18 protein-coding genes are annotated in these 15,825 nt (G+C 64.7%); 12 read left to right on the plus strand and 6 right to left on the minus strand.

Features of this window, described 5'->3' with window-relative positions:
• Positions 1–422: 422 nt before the first annotated feature.
• Both I6F38_RS21790 and I6F38_RS21795 read right to left on the minus strand, forming a co-directional pair.
• Positions 423–773, minus strand: coding sequence for a cupin domain-containing protein (locus I6F38_RS21790; RefSeq protein ID WP_018272103.1), 351 nt, complete (start codon positions 771–773; stop codon positions 423–425).
• Between the two features lie 143 nt (positions 774–916).
• Positions 917–2,164, minus strand: coding sequence for a glycerophosphodiester phosphodiesterase family protein (locus I6F38_RS21795; RefSeq protein WP_225161756.1), 1,248 nt, complete (start codon positions 2,162–2,164; stop codon positions 917–919).
• Between the two features lie 94 nt (positions 2,165–2,258).
• Here I6F38_RS21795 and I6F38_RS21800 point away from each other — a divergent pair, with 94 nt between their 5' ends.
• Complete coding sequence (locus I6F38_RS21800) at positions 2,259–2,576, plus strand: hypothetical protein (RefSeq protein ID WP_225161757.1); 318 nt, start codon at positions 2,259–2,261, stop codon at positions 2,574–2,576.
• 135 nt (positions 2,577–2,711) lie between these two features.
• Positions 2,712–3,008, plus strand: coding sequence for a twin-arginine translocation signal domain-containing protein (locus tag I6F38_RS21805; protein ID WP_225161758.1), 297 nt, complete (start codon positions 2,712–2,714; stop codon positions 3,006–3,008).
• Positions 3,009–3,077: 69 nt separating this feature from the next.
• Here I6F38_RS21805 and I6F38_RS21810 read toward each other — a convergent pair whose 3' ends face one another.
• On the minus strand, positions 3,078–3,341 hold the full coding sequence (locus I6F38_RS21810; protein WP_028338226.1) for a hypothetical protein: 264 nt from the start codon (positions 3,339–3,341) through the stop codon (positions 3,078–3,080).
• Between I6F38_RS21810 and I6F38_RS44035 the strand changes: the two genes are divergently transcribed.
• On the plus strand, positions 3,340–3,465 hold the full coding sequence (locus I6F38_RS44035; protein WP_256520351.1) for a hypothetical protein: 126 nt from the start codon (positions 3,340–3,342) through the stop codon (positions 3,463–3,465). The genes I6F38_RS21810 and I6F38_RS44035 overlap by 2 nt on opposite strands.
• A 179-nt stretch (positions 3,466–3,644) precedes the next feature.
• Here the strand turns inward: I6F38_RS44035 and I6F38_RS21815 are convergent, their stop codons facing one another.
• Positions 3,645–4,340 carry a metalloregulator ArsR/SmtB family transcription factor gene (locus I6F38_RS21815; RefSeq protein ID WP_225161759.1) on the minus strand — a complete coding sequence of 232 codons (696 nt, stop codon included), beginning with the start codon at positions 4,338–4,340 and terminating at the stop codon, positions 3,645–3,647.
• Positions 4,341–4,457: 117 nt separating this feature from the next.
• Between I6F38_RS21815 and I6F38_RS21820 the strand changes: the two genes are divergently transcribed.
• The 3 genes from I6F38_RS21820 to I6F38_RS21830 are packed head-to-tail and all read left to right on the plus strand — an operon-like array spanning position 4,458 to position 6,025.
• Positions 4,458–4,766 carry an NIPSNAP family protein gene (locus tag I6F38_RS21820; protein ID WP_050384507.1) on the plus strand — a complete coding sequence of 103 codons (309 nt, stop codon included), beginning with the start codon at positions 4,458–4,460 and terminating at the stop codon, positions 4,764–4,766.
• 33 nt (positions 4,767–4,799) lie between these two features.
• Positions 4,800–5,150, plus strand: coding sequence for an antibiotic biosynthesis monooxygenase (locus I6F38_RS21825; RefSeq protein WP_225161760.1), 351 nt, complete (start codon positions 4,800–4,802; stop codon positions 5,148–5,150).
• 56 nt (positions 5,151–5,206) lie between these two features.
• Positions 5,207–6,025 (plus strand): isocitrate lyase/phosphoenolpyruvate mutase family protein, encoded by an 819-nt coding sequence (locus tag I6F38_RS21830; protein ID WP_057015964.1) that lies wholly within the window; start codon positions 5,207–5,209, stop codon positions 6,023–6,025.
• A 66-nt stretch (positions 6,026–6,091) separates the two neighbouring features.
• Here I6F38_RS21830 and I6F38_RS21835 read toward each other — a convergent pair whose 3' ends face one another.
• The gene (locus I6F38_RS21835; protein ID WP_225161761.1) at positions 6,092–6,532 is read right to left on the minus strand and encodes a hypothetical protein; all 441 of its coding nucleotides are present in this window, start codon (positions 6,530–6,532) and stop codon (positions 6,092–6,094) included.
• Positions 6,533–6,676: 144 nt separating this feature from the next.
• Between I6F38_RS21835 and I6F38_RS21840 the strand changes: the two genes are divergently transcribed.
• Positions 6,677–7,318, plus strand: coding sequence for a trimeric intracellular cation channel family protein (locus tag I6F38_RS21840; protein WP_225161762.1), 642 nt, complete (start codon positions 6,677–6,679; stop codon positions 7,316–7,318).
• A gap of 4 nt (positions 7,319–7,322) precedes the next feature.
• Here the strand turns inward: I6F38_RS21840 and I6F38_RS21845 are convergent, their stop codons facing one another.
• Positions 7,323–8,549 carry a cytochrome c gene (locus I6F38_RS21845; RefSeq protein ID WP_225161763.1) on the minus strand — a complete coding sequence of 409 codons (1,227 nt, stop codon included), beginning with the start codon at positions 8,547–8,549 and terminating at the stop codon, positions 7,323–7,325.
• A gap of 233 nt (positions 8,550–8,782) precedes the next feature.
• Here I6F38_RS21845 and I6F38_RS21850 point away from each other — a divergent pair, with 233 nt between their 5' ends.
• From I6F38_RS21850 to I6F38_RS21870, 5 genes are all read left to right on the plus strand, one after another.
• Positions 8,783–12,274: an indolepyruvate ferredoxin oxidoreductase family protein gene (locus I6F38_RS21850; RefSeq protein WP_225161764.1), complete on the plus strand. Its 3,492-nt coding sequence runs from the start codon at positions 8,783–8,785 to the stop codon at positions 12,272–12,274.
• A gap of 3 nt (positions 12,275–12,277) precedes the next feature.
• Positions 12,278–12,748 carry a DUF4262 domain-containing protein gene (locus tag I6F38_RS21855; protein WP_225161765.1) on the plus strand — a complete coding sequence of 157 codons (471 nt, stop codon included), beginning with the start codon at positions 12,278–12,280 and terminating at the stop codon, positions 12,746–12,748.
• Positions 12,749–13,050: 302 nt separating this feature from the next.
• Complete coding sequence (locus tag I6F38_RS21860) at positions 13,051–14,208, plus strand: thiolase domain-containing protein (protein ID WP_018272091.1); 1,158 nt, start codon at positions 13,051–13,053, stop codon at positions 14,206–14,208.
• Positions 14,208–14,597: a Zn-ribbon domain-containing OB-fold protein gene (locus I6F38_RS21865; RefSeq protein WP_028337616.1), complete on the plus strand. Its 390-nt coding sequence runs from the start codon at positions 14,208–14,210 to the stop codon at positions 14,595–14,597. Before I6F38_RS21860 ends, I6F38_RS21865 begins: the two co-directional genes overlap by 1 nt.
• Positions 14,598–14,806: 209 nt before the next feature.
• Positions 14,807–15,667: a MaoC family dehydratase gene (locus I6F38_RS21870; RefSeq protein WP_225161766.1), complete on the plus strand. Its 861-nt coding sequence runs from the start codon at positions 14,807–14,809 to the stop codon at positions 15,665–15,667.
• Positions 15,668–15,825 lie beyond the last annotated feature (158 nt).

The raw sequence follows: 15,825 nt of genomic DNA on the forward strand, positions 1-15,825 counted from the left end.
CCCATCGGCCGCCAACAGGCCGCGTGGTTGTTTGGAACTCGCATCGCGCAAACCATCTTGGCCAGCGATCCATTCGATCGCACCCAACAGGCCGGACATATGGATGCAAGCGATCCGATCTCACCAAACAGCTCTTGTGCCACGGGGGCCGTCCACATATGGGTCCTGGCTTTCGCCAAGACGACGATCGTGTGTGAGGAACCCGCACCGTCATCGCCAGGTTCGCCCCGCATGCGCGGGTGATGACACCGTATAGGCTGTTTGAGATGTGAATCGGAATCTCACCCACGTCGTTCCTGCGAAAGCAGGGACCCATAACCACCGAAGCAAATTGTTATGCGCTATTGCCGCGACGAGTCCCTTCAACAACATCTGCTGCGGCGTATGGGTCCCGGCTTTCGCCGGGACGACAGCGGAGGGAGTTACTTCGACGCCAGCGGCACGTAGTCGTATTCGCCGACGCCTTGCAGGATCAAAAAGGTCAGCGACGTCGTGCCGGCATTGGTGACGAGGTGAGGGCGGGTCGGGCGGACGGCGTAGACTTCGCCGACCTTCAGGTTCACCTCCTCCTTGGGCTCCTGCAGGAACAGCCGCATCTGGCCCTCCAGCACGTAGAAGGTGTCGGAGATGTTGCTGTGGGTGTGCCACGGCACCTTCTGGGTCGGCGAGAGTTGCAGCTCCATGATGCGGAAGCCGGGGCGGGCGGCGTGCTGGGCGCGGCGCTCGACTTCGTAGAGATGGCTGGCGTCCTTGACCGGTTGTCCTGGCTTCATGGCGGCCTCCCTGTGGTGTTGTCCCGTCGGGCGGGAAGGCGATGATGCTAGTCCCGTTCTGCCGCGCGCGGAACGGCCGGAATGGTCATGGCGGGCGCGCACGGTGCGTAGGGCGGGACAGCCGTAACGCGCCCGGCAAGACCTCACTTCATCCCCATGCAGTTCGCATAGAATGTGGTCGTCGCCGGCCAGTCGGAAAACATCGCGCGGACGCCGACCTGTCTTGCCAGCACGTCGAGCACGGTCAACGTGTCGCCGTCGCGGTCGATCGCCGCCTTCACCGACTTGTGGTAGAACGCACCGCCCTTGTTCAGTGGCCCGTCGCGCTCCAGCGACCAGCCGATCAGATCGAGGCCGGCGGCCTTCGCCGCCCTGGCGTAAGCCGACGGGACGATCTCGCCCTTGTCGTTCAGCGCCAGCATCGCGAAGATCGGCGGCCCCAGGATCGCGACGCCGGAGGCTTTCAATTCCTGCATCGACGGCTTCCAGGTCTCCGGCCGGTTCGGATCAAGGCCTGCTTTCTCGTAGCGGTCCTCGAGATAGAGCGCCTGGCCGGCAAAGTCGGGTTCGGTCTTCACCCAATAGAGGATGTCCTTGAGGCTGAAGCTCTGAGGGAACACGTCGCTCGGCGGAATGCCGGCGGCCTTGTAGGCGGCGAGCATCTGGGTCGCATATGTCTCCTGGGTGTAGTCGCCGTCGAACGGCATCGCCACTTCCGGCGCCTTCAGCTCGGGCGTGAATTTTGCGCCGAGACTCCTGATCAAGGCGATGCTCTCGTCATGGCTCATCAGCGTGCCGGAATTGGCGTAGAGGTCGGTGCGCCAGCGCGGCGTGCCGTTCTGGTACTCCTCGGGCGTCCTCGCATCCGGATTGAAGCCGTCCATTTTCGCGGTGAGCCGCTTGAATTCGGCAAGCGTGATGTCGCTGGTGCAGCATTTCGCCGAGGCCTTCCTGCCGGCGGCCGGATCGGCCGGGCTGAAGGGCTGCGTGCATTTTGCGGCGAGATCCGGCACCGTCAGGATGTTGGTCGTGGTGTGCAGGTCGCATTGGGAATGCCGGCACACCAGCTGGCGATCCCGCGTGAAGGTGACGTCGCATTCGATCACGCCGGCGCCCATCCGCGCCGCGGCGAGATAGGATTCCCGGCTATGCTCGGGGAATTGCAGCGCGGCGCCGCGGTGGCCGATCGAAAAGTCGGTCTTGTGGAACGGCCCGGTGCATTGGCTGAGCTGCTGCTTCAGGGGCCCGTCCTTCATCTTGTCGACCAGATAAAACGGGCGCGGCCCGAGCTGTGCGTCGCGCGGCAGCGCGATCTCCCCGGCGGCGACGGGCAGCGCGGCGCCGAGGGCGAGCAGGAACGAGAGCAGGGCGGTGCGGTGGCGGGCAAGCATGGGTGATCCCCCTGATCAGGCATTGTCAGCAGGCCGACATATCACGGAGCATATGCCGGCCGCCTGTGCGAAATGAAACCATGGAGGAAAACCAATGCCCGCAGCCTATTTCGTCGTCCGCGCCACCGTCACGGACGCCGCCCGGCGTGCCGCCTTCGACGCCTGGTATTCGCGCGAGCATCTGCCGGACGCGATGAAATCGTTCGGCGCCGAGCGCGCCTGGCGATGCTGGAGCCTGAGCGATCCCTCGCTGCACCAGGCGACTTATCAGTTCGCCGACGAGAAGGCGCTCGAGCGCGCGGTGAGCAGTGAGGACATGAAGCGGCTAGTCGCCGACTTCAACCGTGACTGGCCGGAGGTGACGCGCACGCGCGATCTCCTGGTGCTGGCGGAGGAGGCGACGGCGGCATGATGGTTGCGTGACGTCACGACGTCGACAACCCTCGGGTTCCATGAAACGTGAACGCGCGGTTCAGCGAGCGTTCAGCTCGCGAGGCAAAAACTCGCCGCTGCAGTTGGTCCAACTCAGCAACAAAGGGAAACGCTCATGGAACGCCGGGATTTTCTGAAGATGGCCTTCGGTGTCGCCGCCGGAGCCGTCACCTTCGCAGCGACGGCGCAGGCGGCGCCGCTCGCGCCGCTTCCCCTCAACCAGGATGCACGCGCGCCGGCGGCTGGCGAAGCGCATCCCGCCGTCACCACGGGTGACGAGGTCGGCCGCATGAAGCCCGAGGAGCTGCGCTGGCATCATCGCCATTGGGGTTGGCGTCACCGGCACTGGCACCGCAGGCATTGGGGCTGGCGTCGCCACCATTGGCGCCGTCATCACTGGCGCCGCTGGTGATGTCGACTCCATGACGAAAAGAAAAACCCCGCGCCAGGCGGGGTTTTGTTAGTTCGGAATCTGCCGCGATCAGATCGGGCGGCAACGGCCGTAGCGCCAGACAAAGCCGTACGGGCAGGCGCGGACACGCGGCGCCACCACGACGGGGCGCTCGACCACGACCGGCGGGCGCACGACAACGGCCCCCGGCGCGACGACGACGCCGCGATTCCTGACGCAGCCGCCATAGGGGCCACGGTGCCAGCCGGGGCCGCAGCCACCGGCCGCATCAGCGGCGCTGATGCCGGCGAATGCGGTCGTCACCAGAACTGCTGCAGCAAAAAGATACTTCATGTCTTCTCCTTTTTTATTTTGGGCCGCGCTGCGGCACCGCAACAAACTTTCGTCTACCGATTCGCCCGGCCGGATCATTGCAGAAGGCGTGCCCGATGTCGCCGACCATAATGTTGCGGCCTGAATGCGACATGAATGTTGCAGCTCACAGCTGCGTCAGCACGCCGCAAGCCGGCTCAGCATCACTTCGAAATATTTCGCGGACGCGGGCAGCCGCGCGCTCATGGCGAGCGTACGAAAATACATCGGAAGGCGAGGCAAGCGAGACCGGCGGTTCATCGACGCTTGCCCGAAGGCGCGCCGCTATTGGTCCGGGCCGAACAGCGCAGCGAATCGCTTCTCGCCGTTGCGCGAAAAATTGACCACGCGGCTGCCCGGCGCAGGGTCGCGTGCGGCCCATTTCAGTTCGGTGAAGCGGTCCATCATGGCAGCACCGAGCGTGCCGGCGAGATGATGCCGCCGCTCGCTCCAGTCGAGGCAGGCCTTGCACACCGGCCGGCGCGGATGCGTCAGCGCATCGGCGTCGATCTGCAGCTCCTCGGCCATGAAGCGCTTGCCTTCGCCGGTGAGCTCGATCGCTTGCTTGCTCTGGCGGACCAGCTTCTGCCGCTTCATGCTGTCGAGCATCTGCACGCCGAGATCGCCGGCGAGATGGTCGTAGCAGATGCGGGCGCGGCGCAGCGCCGGATCCTTCGGCCCGGTGCGCACCCGCATATGGCCGGCGCGAGCGGCAATGCCCTGCAGGCCTTCCAGCACGTCGGCGACGTCGGGGTCGGAGAGGCGGTAGTAGCGGTGGCGGCCCTGCTTCTCGGGCTCGATCAGCCCGCCGGCCTCGAGCTTGGAGAGATGCGAGCTCGCCGTCTGCGGCGTGATGCCGGCCTCCTGCGCGAGCTCACTCGCGGTCAGCGCGCGGCCGGTCATCAGCGCGGTCAGCATGTTGCAGCGTGCGGGATCGCCGACCAGAGCGGCGATCCGGGAGATGTCGGGTCCTGCTTTCATAGTTCGATGATAGACGAAGCATCGAGGTCGGACAAGCCGCTATTGTTCACCGTGCCGTCATTGCGAGGATTGCTTCGCTGACGCTCGCAACAACGGAAACATGACCGGAGGCCATCAATGACCGTCACCGTTTTCATCCGCTACCAGCTCGATCCATTCAAGCGTGCGATGTTCGAGGAGTATTCGCGGAACTGGCTCTCGATCATTCCGCGCTGCGGCGGCGACCTCATCGGCTACTGGATGCCGCATGAGGGAACCAACAACATCGCCTTTGCGCTGATCTCGTTCGACAGCCTTGCCGCCTATGAGGCCTATCGCGCGCGGCTGCGCCAGGACAAGGAGGGCGTGGCGAACTTCAACTTCGCGGAAGAAAACCGCTTCATCCTCGCCGAGGAACGGACATTTCTCCGCAAGGTCGAGGTATAGTAGGGCCACAACAGCAATGTGCGGGAGGTGCCCATGATCGCAGTGATCTTCGAAGTCTGGCCGAAGCCTGAGCAACGGGATCTCTATTTCGACCTCGCCGCCGAGCTGAAGCCGATCTTGCAGGAGATCGACGGCTTCATCTCGGTCGAACGGTTCGAGAGCATTACCGAGAAGGGCAAGTTCGTGTCGCTGTCATTCTTTCGCGACGAGGCTGCGGTGGAAGCCTGGCGCAACACGATCGAACATCGCCGGACCCAGGCCAAGGGCCGCGCGCGGATTTTCGAGAACTACCGGCTGCGGGTGGCAAGCGTGATCCGTGATTACGGCCTGAACGAACGCGATCAGGCGCCGAAGGACAGCCGCGTGGCGCATGAGCCGCACTAGCGGGCGGATGCGTGGGTGCCTATCTGTGCGCGGCCAATGACTCCAGGGAGCGACCAATGCCACTGCCAACTGCTGACAAACGCGCCGCCTTCAGGAAGCTGCATGAGAGCGGCTGCTTCATCATTCCGAATCCGTTCGATGTCGGCAGCGCCCGCGCCTTGCAGCATCTCGGCTTCAAGGCGCTGGCGTCGACCAGCGCGGGCTTTGCATGGACCATCGCCAAGGCCGACAACCGCGTCACCGTCGATGACGTCTGCGACCACCTGACCGCACTGTGCGCGGCGGTCGATATTCCCGTCAATGCGGATTTCGAGGGCGGCTTCGCGGTCGAGCCCGACAAGGTTGCCGCCAATGTCGCGCGCGGCGTCAAGACCGGCGTCGCCGGGCTTTCCATTGAGGACTCCACCGGAGACGCCGCCAACCCGCTGTTCGAGCACAAGCTTGCAGTCGAGCGCATCAAGGCGGCGCGCAAGGCGATCGATGCCGACAACAGCGGCGTGCTGCTCACCGGCCGCTGCGAGGCATTCCTGTGGGGGAAGAAGGACCTCAATCTGGTGATCGAACGGCTGCAGGCCTATTCGGAAGCAGGGGCGGACGTCCTTTATTCGCCGGGCATCGCGACCAAGGAGGAGATTTCCGCGGTCGTGAAGGCGGTGGCGCCAAAGCCGGTCAATCTGTTGATCGGCGGCGCGTCGGAGCTGACACTGCAATCGGTCGCCGATCTCGGCGTGCGCCGGATCAGCGTCGGCGGAGCGCTGGCGCGGATGGCCTGGACCGGCGTGATGAAGGCGGCCAAGGAGATGGCCGAGAAGGGCACCTTCACCGAATTCGCCAACGGCTATCCCGGCGGCGAGCTCAACAAGATGTTCAAGTAGACTCACACGCAAAAAGGCAGCGGGCCGCTGGGGCCCGCTGCTTCGTCGCTCACGATAGCGAGCGGATTACTTGTTCTTGTCGCCGGTCGAGTCGGACGGCGCCGCCGAGCGGTCGATCTCCTGTCCGGTCGGCTTGTTGGCCGACGGAGAGGCCGGCTGTGCAGGTGCCGCGCCCGTGGTCGTGCCGGGCTGGCTGTTCGGCTTCGGCGTCACGTCGCGCATGCCCGGAGGCGGCGCGGCCGGATTGGCCGGCTGCTGCTGCGCGGTCTGCGCTGACGGCGTGGTACCCGCCTCATGCACCGAGGTATTATTCAAGCCGTAGAACAACGCACCGAGCACCACGGCCACCGCGACTGCGAACATCGCGATCTTGGTGGTGCTGGCCGGTCCCTCCTGGAGTTCAGGGTCCGGCTGCAGCTCGTTGTCCAGGCTGTTGAAGCGCGCCTGACGGCGCATTTCGTCCTCGGTCAGGTTGGCGCGATACGGATCGTCAGGTTGATGGGCCATTGCAAAGTTCCTCCGTTAGCACCTGAAAGCTAAACGCAGAGGACAATGGCTGGCGCGCGAGGATGTTCCGCGCCAATGTTGCAACCTGTTCATGCAGGAACCGCCGATTCCTCGGGTTCCAACCTGTTTCATGAGGCCTTTTCAATGTGGACCATGCCGCCCACCGATTCGGTGCTGCACTTGCTCTCGTTCATTGCGGTTGCGGCGCAGTCGATGACGGCGGCGCTGGCGGCAGGCAGGCGCAGCATGGATTGGGCCGGCGTCTGCATGCTCGGCGCGATCACCGCGCTCGGCGGCGGCACCATCCGAGACGTGCTGCTCGGACATTATCCGCTGCTCTGGGTCGCGCACCCGATCTACCTTGCGGTCGCGGCGGCGGGCGCCTTCGCCACCATCCTCCTGGCGCGGCTCGTGCACCGGCTCAACCTCGCATTCCTGGTGCTCGATGCGATCGGACTTGTGGTGTTCACCATGGCCGGTTGCGACGTGGCCTCGCAAATCGACGTCGCGCTGCCGATCGTGATCGTCGCCGGCATGATCACCGGCTGCGCCGGCGGCGTGCTGCGCGACATCCTCTGCAACGAGGTGCCGCTGTTGTTTCGCAGCGAGCTCTACGCCAGCGTCTCCGTGGTGACGGGACTGTTCTATGTGACCGGCTCCGGGCTGCAGGTGAACGCCCAGCTCTGGACCGCGCTGACCTTCGCACTCGGGCTGACGTTCCGCATGCTCGCAATCCGCTACCGATGGGAGATGCCGAAATTCGTGTTCAGCGACGAGGAGCGCTGAACGGCTATTTCGCCGTCCGCGCCTTGGCGACCTCGTCCGCAGTGACGGCCGGCGCCGCGTTGCCCCAGGCATTGCGGATGTAGGTCGCAACGTCCGCGACCTCCTGGTCGGTGAGCTTGGGATAGGCCGGCATCGAGCCGCCGTTCGGGGCGCGCGGGGTGGTCACGGTCTGTGCGCCGTCGAGGATGATGCGCAGCGTGCTCGCCGGATTGGCCGATTGCAGATTGGCGTTGCCGGGCAGCGGCGGATAGATCCGCGGCGCGCCGGAGCCGTCGAGCTCATGACAGGCGATGCAGGCGCCGCGATAGATGCGTTCGCCATTGCTCATCTGCGCCGGCGAGGGCGGGGTGACCTCCGGCTCCGGCGCGCCGGCGGGCAGGCCCTTCAGATAGACCGCAATGGCGCGCACGTCGGCGTCGCTCATCTTCGAGGTCGAATTGAGCACCACCTCGGACATCAGGGGGCCGGCATGGCTGTGCCCGTTGCGGCCGCTCTGCAGATATTCGGCGATGTCAGCGACGCTCCATGATTTCAGCCCGCTGCGCGCCGCGCCATCGAGCCTTGGCGCGAACATGCCTTGCACCGTGCTGCCACTGAGCGCCTGGTCACGCCTGTCGGCGCCGAAGGCGTTCTTGGGCGTGTGGCAGGCGCCGCAATGGGCGAGGGCCTCGACGAGATAGCGTCCGCGATTCCATTCTGCACCCTTGTTCTGGTCCGGCTGGATGATGCCCGGCGTGAAGAACAGCGCGTTCCACGCCCGCATCAGCACGCGGTAGTTCAATGGCCAGCGCAGCTCCGGCGGCGGCGCCTTGTTGCTGACCGGCGCCAGCGTCGCGAGATAGGCACGGATCGCCAGGATGTCGTCGCGGATCAGCTTCGTGAAATAGGGGTAGGGGAAGGCGGGATAATAATGCGCGCCGCTCGGCGCGACGCCGATCCGCAGCGCGCGCAGGAAATCGTCGTCGCTCCAGCCGCCGATGCCGGTATCGCGGTCGGGGGTGAGGTTCGGCGAGAACACCGCACCGAACGGCGTGTCGATCCGCTTCCCCCCGGCAAAAGGCTTTGCCGGATCGGCAGTGTGGCAGCTGGCGCAGTCGCCGGCGATCGTGAGCGCCTTGCCGCGGGCAATGACGTCGTCGGTCGGCGCGGCGGCACATTCGCGGGTCGCGAGCGCGCCGCACAACAGCGCGGCGACCAGAATCGCACCCGTCGTTCGAAATCGTCGCCGCATCCGATCACCTTTCGGTCCACAAGACGCGTTACGCCATTTCGCCGCGGGCCTGTCCTGCGACAGAAACCGAAACGGCCCTGCAATATTCCCGGCACGAAATTGCGATTTTTGAGCGATGGGCCTGGTCGCCCAGAATTGTGCTGCGCGGGCCGGAAAATCCGACATAGACTGGTTCTAACAAGCTCGGATGACTAGCTAAAAGCAGTCGTCGCGACCAGTGAAAAGAGGGCTAAATGGGAATCAACCAAGGGCCTATCAGCCTCGACCAGAAATACACCCAAGGCACCGGCCACGTCTTCATGACCGGCATCCAGGCGCTGGTCCGCCTGCCGATGGCGCAGATCAGGCGCGACCGCGCCGCGGGCCTCAACACGGCAGGCTTCATCTCCGGCTATCGCGGTTCCCCCCTCGGCGGCTACGACCAGCAGCTGTTCGCCGCCCGCAAGCATCTCGAGCAGTACAACATTAAATTCCAGCCCGGCGTGAACGAGGACCTCGCGGCCACCGCGATCTGGGGCTCGCAGCAGCTCGCCCTGTCGCCGGGCGCCAAATATGATGGCGCGGTCGGCATTTGGTACGGCAAGGGCCCCGGCGTCGACCGCTGCGGCGACGTGTTCCGCCACGGCAATGCGGCCGGCTCCGCCAAGCATGGCGGCGTACTCTGCCTTGCCGGCGACGACCATGGCGCGAAATCCTCCACCGTCCCGCATCAGTCCGACCACGCCTTCATCTCCGCGCTGATGCCCTACCTCTACCCCTCCAGCATCCACGAAATGATCGAGATGGGCCTCCTGGGTATCGCGATGTCGCGCTACTCCGGCTGCTGGGTCGGCATGAAGGTGATCACCGAGACTGTCGAGACGACCGCCGAGATCGACCTCACCGACGAGATGACGCCGTTCATCATTCCGACCGATTTCGAATTGCCGCCGGGCGGCCTCAACATCCGCTGGCCCGACGACCGCTTCGAGCAGGACCGGCGGTTGCAGGACTACAAGGGCTTTGCCGCGATCGCCTTCGCCCGCGCCAACAAGGTCAACCGCATCACGATGGATTCGCCGAACGCGCGCTACGGCATCATGGCCTCGGGCAAGAGCTACGAGGACATCCGCCAGGCGTTGCGCGAGCTCGGCATCACGCCCGAGATCGCCGCCAAGATCGGCATCCGCCTCTACAAGATCGGCATGCCCTGGCCGCTGGAGCCGGAAGGCGTGCGCAACTTCGCCGTCGGCCTCGAGGAGATATTCATTGTCGAGGAGCGCCGCGAGATCGTCGAGAACCAGGTCAAGCAGGAGCTGTTCAACTGGCGCGACGACGTGCGTCCGCGCATCGTCGGCAAGATGGACGATCACGACAAGCGCTTCCTGACCTTCGCGGCCGAGCTCAGCGTGGCCTCGCTTGCGAGCTCGCTCACCGAACGGCTGCTTCGACTTAATCTCAATCCCGAAATCGCCGAGATGCTGCGCGCCAAGGCCGACTGGTTCAATGGTCGCCAGTCGACCCAGATGCAGGCGACGGCACCGGTCAGCCGCACGCCGTATTTCTGCTCGGGCTGCCCGCACAACACCTCGACCAAGGTGCCAGAAGGCAGCCGCGCGCTGGCCGGCATCGGCTGCCACTTCATGGCGCTGTGGATGAACCGGTCAACCGAGACCTTCACCCATATGGGCGGCGAGGGCGTGCCGTGGGTCGGCATCGCGCCGTTCACCAACGAGAACCACGTCTTCGCCAATCTCGGCGACGGCACCTATTTTCACTCCGGCATTCTCGCAATCCGCCAGTCGATCGCTTCCAAGGCCAACATCACCTACAAGATCCTGTACAACGACGCGGTCGCCATGACCGGCGGCCAGCGCCACGACGGCGATCTCTCGCCGCAGCAGATCACCTTCCAGCTCCATGCCGAAGGCATCCGCGAGATCTATCTGGTCTCGGAGAATCCGGGCGCCTATCCGGCCGACACGATCGCGCCCGGCGTCAAGCTGTTCCATCGCGACGAGCTCGAGAACGTCCAGAAGATGTGCCGCGACACCAAGGGCACGTCGGCGATCGTGTTCGTGCAGACCTGCGCCGCCGAAAAACGCCGTCGCCGCAAGCGCGGCCTGATGGAGGATCCGCAGCGCCGCGTGCTGATCAATCCCGCGGTCTGCGAAGGCTGCGGCGACTGCTCGGTGCAGTCGAACTGCATCTCGGTCGAGCCGCTGGAGACGGAGCTCGGGCGCAAGCGCACCATCAACCAGTCGACCTGCAACAAGGATTATTCCTGCGTGAAGGGCTTTTGCCCGTCCTTCGTCACGGTCGACGGCGGCAAGCTCAGGCGGCGCGCGCCGCCCGAGCTCGGCAGCATCGATAATCTGCCGGAGCCGGCCTCCAAGCCCGCGCTCGACCGGCCCTACAACATCGCAGTCGGCGGCGTCGGCGGCACCGGCGTGCTGACGATCGGCGCGCTGCTCGGCATGGCCGCGCATATCGAGGGCAAGGCCTCGATGATCCTCGACATGTCGGGTCTCGCGCAAAAGGGCGGCGCGGTGCTGAGCCACGTTCGGCTCTCCGAGCACACCGCCGACGTGACCTGTTCGCGCATCGTGACCGGAACGGCCGATCTGGTGCTCGCCGCCGATGAGGTCGTGGCGGCGTCGAAGGACACCATCACGCTGTGCGATGCGAGCCGCACCGTCGGCATCATCAACAGCCACGTGATCCCGACCGCGGATTTCATCCTGAACCGCGACTTCAACTTCCAGAGCCGCAAGGTCAACAGCGTGCTGGAGACCGAGCTGCGCAAGGACTCCGCCTTCTTCGACTTCACCAAGCCGGCCGAGGCGCTGCTCGGTGACTCCATCGCCACCAACATCATGATGATGGGCTTTGCCTATCAGCGCGGGTTGCTGCCGCTGTCGGCGGAGGCGATTCTGCAGGCGATCGAGGTTAACGGCGTCTCGATCAAGATGAACACGCAGGCGTTCCAGCTCGGTCGCCTGGCCGCGGCCGATCCGGCGCGGCTGAGCGGGATGATGAAGGGCGACGACGAAATCGCGCCACCGAAATCGCTGGATGCGATGTCGCTGGACGAGATCATCACCCATCGCATGGCGTTCCTGACCGACTACCAGAATGCACGTCTGGCAAGACGCTATCGCAAGCTGGTCGACCAGGTGCGCGATGCCGCCACCAAGGGCGGCTATGGCGAGGCGCTGCCGCGCGCGGTCGCGATCAACTACGCAAAGCTGCTCGCCTACAAGGACGAGTATGAGGTGGCGCGCCTGTTCACCGACGGCCGCTTCGAGAAGCAGCTGCGCGATCAGTTCGAGGGCGAGTTCAAGTTCAACTTCAATCTGGCGCCGCCGCTCCTCGGCGGCGGGCTCGACGCGCAGGGCCGGCCGAAGAAGCGCGCCTTCGGTTCGTGGATGATGTCGGCCTTCAGGGGGCTGGCGAGATTCCGCTTCCTGCGCGGCACGCCGCTCGACATCTTCGGCTACAACGCCGACCGCAAGCTGGAGCGCGATCTGATCGCGGGCTACGAGAAGGATGTCGCGACCGTGCTGAACCTGCTGTCGCCACTCAACCACGATATTGCGGTCGAATTGCTGGCGCTGCCCGATCGCATCCGCGGCTACGGTCCGGTGAAGGACAAGGCGATCAAGGAAGCGAAGGTTCGCTACGCGCAACTCGCCGCCGACCTCGCCAACCCGCCGCCCGCGCCGCGGCAGATGGCGGCGGAGTAGGGGGTGTTCACAGCGCTCGATGCTGCTCCGGAGCGGCTCGACAAACACGAGCAGAATTTCGTCGAGCATATCCGACGACATGGCTGGTTCGGTACGCATGTCGCATCGGACGACGTAGGCCCGGGCTTCTCGTACACCACCGGATTTTGGCTGAAATTCAAGCTTCCGGAATTGATCCTGTTCTCAATGTCGATGGAGAACGCCCAGGATACATTCTGGCACATCTATCGCGAACTCGAGGCTGGACGACGGTTTCCCGTTGGCGAGCTAACGGAAGAGATATTCGAGAATGCCTCCGCGGTGCTGCTCCCGGTCGCTGTCGAGCACTATCGATCCCATCTCGGGTGGAGCAGATGGTTTTACGGAAACGACAACTTTGAATGCCACCAGGTCATATTCCCGGATCGAGGCGGCGAGTTTCCGTGGGCGCCGGGATCGTCTCAGATGAGTTTAGGTCGGCGCAGCCAGACTTGACTGTTGGCAATTGGTCCGGGCTGCGCGATCGATAGCGTGCCACAAATTCGGTGTCGTCCCGGCGAAGGCCGGGACCCATAACCACCGCACTTTGTTGTAGCGCGACGCTGGGGCCACAGCTCACTCTCACCACACAATCCTGTGGTTATGGGTCCCGGCTTTCACCGGGACGACATCTGTGTTTTGGGAGCGCGTACCGTGCTTGCGCGCAGTCTCGCCTGACGGAATATTTCCGCGCTTGCCAAGGTCGCGTCGTCGGTTCAGAAAAACGCTCGAGCGAAGAAACGCCAGCGGAGAGCGATTTGACCATCAAGGGCAAGGCCTACATTGCCGGGATCTACGAACATCCCACCCGGCACGCACCCGATAAATCAACAGCACAGCTGCACGCCGAGGTCGCCAAGGGCGCGATCGAGGATGCCGGGCTCACCAAGGACGACATCGACGGCTATTTCTGCGCCGGCGACGCGCCGGGCGGGCTGTGGCCGATGGTCGATTATCTCGGCCTCAACACCAGGAAGCTGCGTCACGTCGACTCCACCGAGACCGGAGGCTGTTCCTATCTGATCCATCTCGGCCACGCCGCCGAGGCGATCGCCGCGGGCAAATGCTCGGTCGCGCTGGTCACGCTGGCGGGCAAACCGCGCACCGGCCCGATGCCGCCGCGCGCGTCGGGTGCCGAGGCCGATTTCGAATCCGCCTACGGGGCTACCACGCACAATGCCTATGGCATGTGTGCCATGCGCCATATGCACGACTACGGCACCACCTCCGAACAGCTCGCCTGGATCAAGGTCGCGGCCTCGCATCACGCGCAATACAATCCGCATGCGATGCTGAAAGAGGTCGTCACCGTCGAGGACGTGCTGAACTCGCCGATGATCTCCGATCCGCTACACCGGATGGATTGCTGCGTCGTCACCGACGGCGGCGGCGCGATGATCGTCACGACGCCCGAGATCGCCAAGAGCCTGAAGAAGCCGCTGGTGCGCCTGATCGGCCATGGCGAGGCGATGAAGGGCCCGCGTGGCGGCAAGGATCTCGACCTGACTTATTCCGCCGGCGTGTGGTCCGGTCCGCGCGCCTTCGAGGAAGCGGGCGTGACGCCGAAGGACATCAAATACGCCTCGATCTATGACAGCTTCACCATCACGGTGCTGATGCAGCTCGAGGATCTCGGCTTCTGCAAGAAGGGCGAGGGCGGCAAGTTCGTCGCCGACGGCAATCTGATCTCGGGCGTCGGCAAGCTGCCGTTCAACACCGATGGCGGCGGCCTGTGCAGCAACCATCCCGTCAATCGCGGCGGCATGACGAAAATCCTCGAGGCTGTGCGCCAGTTGCGCGGCGAGGCGCATCCGAAGGTGCAGGTGAAGAACTGCGACCTGGCGATCGCCCACGGCACCGGCGGTCTGCTCGGCGTTCGCCACGCCGCCTCAACCTGCATTCTGGAGCGTGCGTGATGTCTGAAGCGAAGAAGTACAATGCCCCGGTGACCAACCCGGAGACCGCGCCGTTCTGGGAAGCGGCGAAGGCGGGCAAGTTCATGATCAAGCGCTGCAACACTTGCGGCGAGGCGCATTACTTCCCGCGCGCGATCTGCCCGTTCTGCTTCTCCGACAAGACGGTGTGGGAAGAGTCGAGCGGCGAGGCCACGGTCTACACCTACAGCCTGATGCGGAAGTCGCCGACCGGTCCCTATGCGATCGCCTATGTGACGCTGAAGGAAGGTCCGTCGCTGCAGACCAACATCGTCGATTGCGATCTGGAGCAGGTGAAGATCGGCCAGAAGGTGAAGGTGGTGTGGAAGCCGACCGACGGCGCCCCGCTGCCGTTCTTCACGCCAGCCTGATTTTACCCTCTCCCCCTGTGGGAGAGGGTGCCTTCGCTGAAAGCGAAGGCGGGTGAGGCGTCTCTCTCCGCGTAGAGAATCTCTCTGTGGCGCGAACCCCTCACCGAAACGAGTTTGAGACGACTGCCGGTGCTGCCCTCTCCCACAAGGGGAGAGGGCGCAGTAATGGGCACCGTGCCGTTAAGAATACATTCGGGGAGAAAACAACAATGCCGATCGTGTACGAACAGCTGATGGCCCTGAAGAATCTCGGCCAGAAATACAGCTACACCGACCGCGACGTGATGCTCTATGCCTACGGCATCGGCCTGGGTGCCGATCCGATGGACGAGAAGGAACTCGCTTTCGTCAATGAGGGCGTGCTGACGCCGCGCCCGCTCAAGGTGGTGCCGACGTTTGCCTCGGTCGCGGCCTGGGGCGCCGGTCCCGGCGAGATGAACCTCAACCGCGTCATGGTGGTCGACGGCGAGCGCGACATCACCTTCCACAAGCCGTTCGCGACCGCGGCGCACATCACGGCCGACTCGACCGTGCTCGACGTGTTCGACAAGGGCAAGGACAAGGGCGCGGTGATCCGCCACCAGACCGTGCTGAAGGACGAGAAGGGCGACAAGCTCGCCACGCTGGTCGCCTCGCGCTTCGCCCGCGGCGATGGCGGCTTCGGCGGCCCGTCCGACGGCCAGCCCGAGCCGCACAAGGTGCCGGAGCGCGCGCCGGACAAGGTGGTCGACATCACGACGCGGCCCGACCAGGCGCTGGTCTATCGGCTGTGCGGCGACCGCAATCCGCTGCATTCCGATCCGGAGTTTGCGAAGAAGGCCGGCTTCCCGCGGCCGATCCTGCACGGCATGTGCACCTACGGCATCACCTGCCGCGGCGTGCTGCAGACCTATGCCGACTACGATCCGTCCGCCTTCAAGCAGCACGTGGCGCGGTTCTCCTCGCCGGTGTTCCCCGGTGAGACCGTGACCATGGAGCTGTGGAAGGACGGCAATGTGGTGTCGTTCGAGGCCAAAGTGAAGTCGCGCGGCGTCACCGTGATCAAGAGCGGCAAGACGGTGCTGGCGTAGCAACGCTCGACGGCCGTCGACTCCCTCGCCCCGCTCTTGCGGGGTCGAGACGAGCGAAGCTCGCTCTTAGAGGGTGGGGTGAGGGGCTTTCTCCGCAACGGTGGTCTTGCGGACAGACCTGTACCCCTCACCCGGATCGCAAGGGCGATCCGACCTCT

Source organism: Bradyrhizobium sp. BRP56 (assembly GCF_020194035.1).
Classification (GTDB): Bacteria; Pseudomonadota; Alphaproteobacteria; order Rhizobiales; family Xanthobacteraceae; genus Bradyrhizobium; species Bradyrhizobium australafricanum.

Coding starts and splice junctions, on each gene's coding strand:
- I6F38_RS21810 (WP_028338226.1), bottom strand. CDS start 3,341: ATGAAGTATCTTTTTGCTGCAGCAGTTCTGGTGACGACCGCATTCGCC.
- I6F38_RS21865 (WP_028337616.1), top strand. CDS start 14,208: ATGTCTGAAGCGAAGAAGTACAATGCCCCGGTGACCAACCCGGAGACC.
- I6F38_RS21820 (WP_050384507.1), top strand. CDS start 4,458: ATGACCGTCACCGTTTTCATCCGCTACCAGCTCGATCCATTCAAGCGT.
- I6F38_RS21840 (WP_225161762.1), top strand. CDS start 6,677: ATGTGGACCATGCCGCCCACCGATTCGGTGCTGCACTTGCTCTCGTTC.
- I6F38_RS21835 (WP_225161761.1), bottom strand. CDS start 6,532: ATGGCCCATCAACCTGACGATCCGTATCGCGCCAACCTGACCGAGGAC.
- I6F38_RS21845 (WP_225161763.1), bottom strand. CDS start 8,549: ATGCGGCGACGATTTCGAACGACGGGTGCGATTCTGGTCGCCGCGCTG.
- I6F38_RS21815 (WP_225161759.1), bottom strand. CDS start 4,340: ATGAAAGCAGGACCCGACATCTCCCGGATCGCCGCTCTGGTCGGCGAT.
- I6F38_RS21850 (WP_225161764.1), top strand. CDS start 8,783: ATGGGAATCAACCAAGGGCCTATCAGCCTCGACCAGAAATACACCCAA.
- I6F38_RS21830 (WP_057015964.1), top strand. CDS start 5,207: ATGCCACTGCCAACTGCTGACAAACGCGCCGCCTTCAGGAAGCTGCAT.
- I6F38_RS21805 (WP_225161758.1), top strand. CDS start 2,712: ATGGAACGCCGGGATTTTCTGAAGATGGCCTTCGGTGTCGCCGCCGGA.
- I6F38_RS21825 (WP_225161760.1), top strand. CDS start 4,800: ATGATCGCAGTGATCTTCGAAGTCTGGCCGAAGCCTGAGCAACGGGAT.
- I6F38_RS21800 (WP_225161757.1), top strand. CDS start 2,259: ATGCCCGCAGCCTATTTCGTCGTCCGCGCCACCGTCACGGACGCCGCC.
- I6F38_RS21870 (WP_225161766.1), top strand. CDS start 14,807: ATGCCGATCGTGTACGAACAGCTGATGGCCCTGAAGAATCTCGGCCAG.
- I6F38_RS21790 (WP_018272103.1), bottom strand. CDS start 773: ATGAAGCCAGGACAACCGGTCAAGGACGCCAGCCATCTCTACGAAGTC.
- I6F38_RS21795 (WP_225161756.1), bottom strand. CDS start 2,164: ATGCTTGCCCGCCACCGCACCGCCCTGCTCTCGTTCCTGCTCGCCCTC.
- I6F38_RS44035 (WP_256520351.1), top strand. CDS start 3,340: ATGTCTTCTCCTTTTTTATTTTGGGCCGCGCTGCGGCACCGCAACAAA.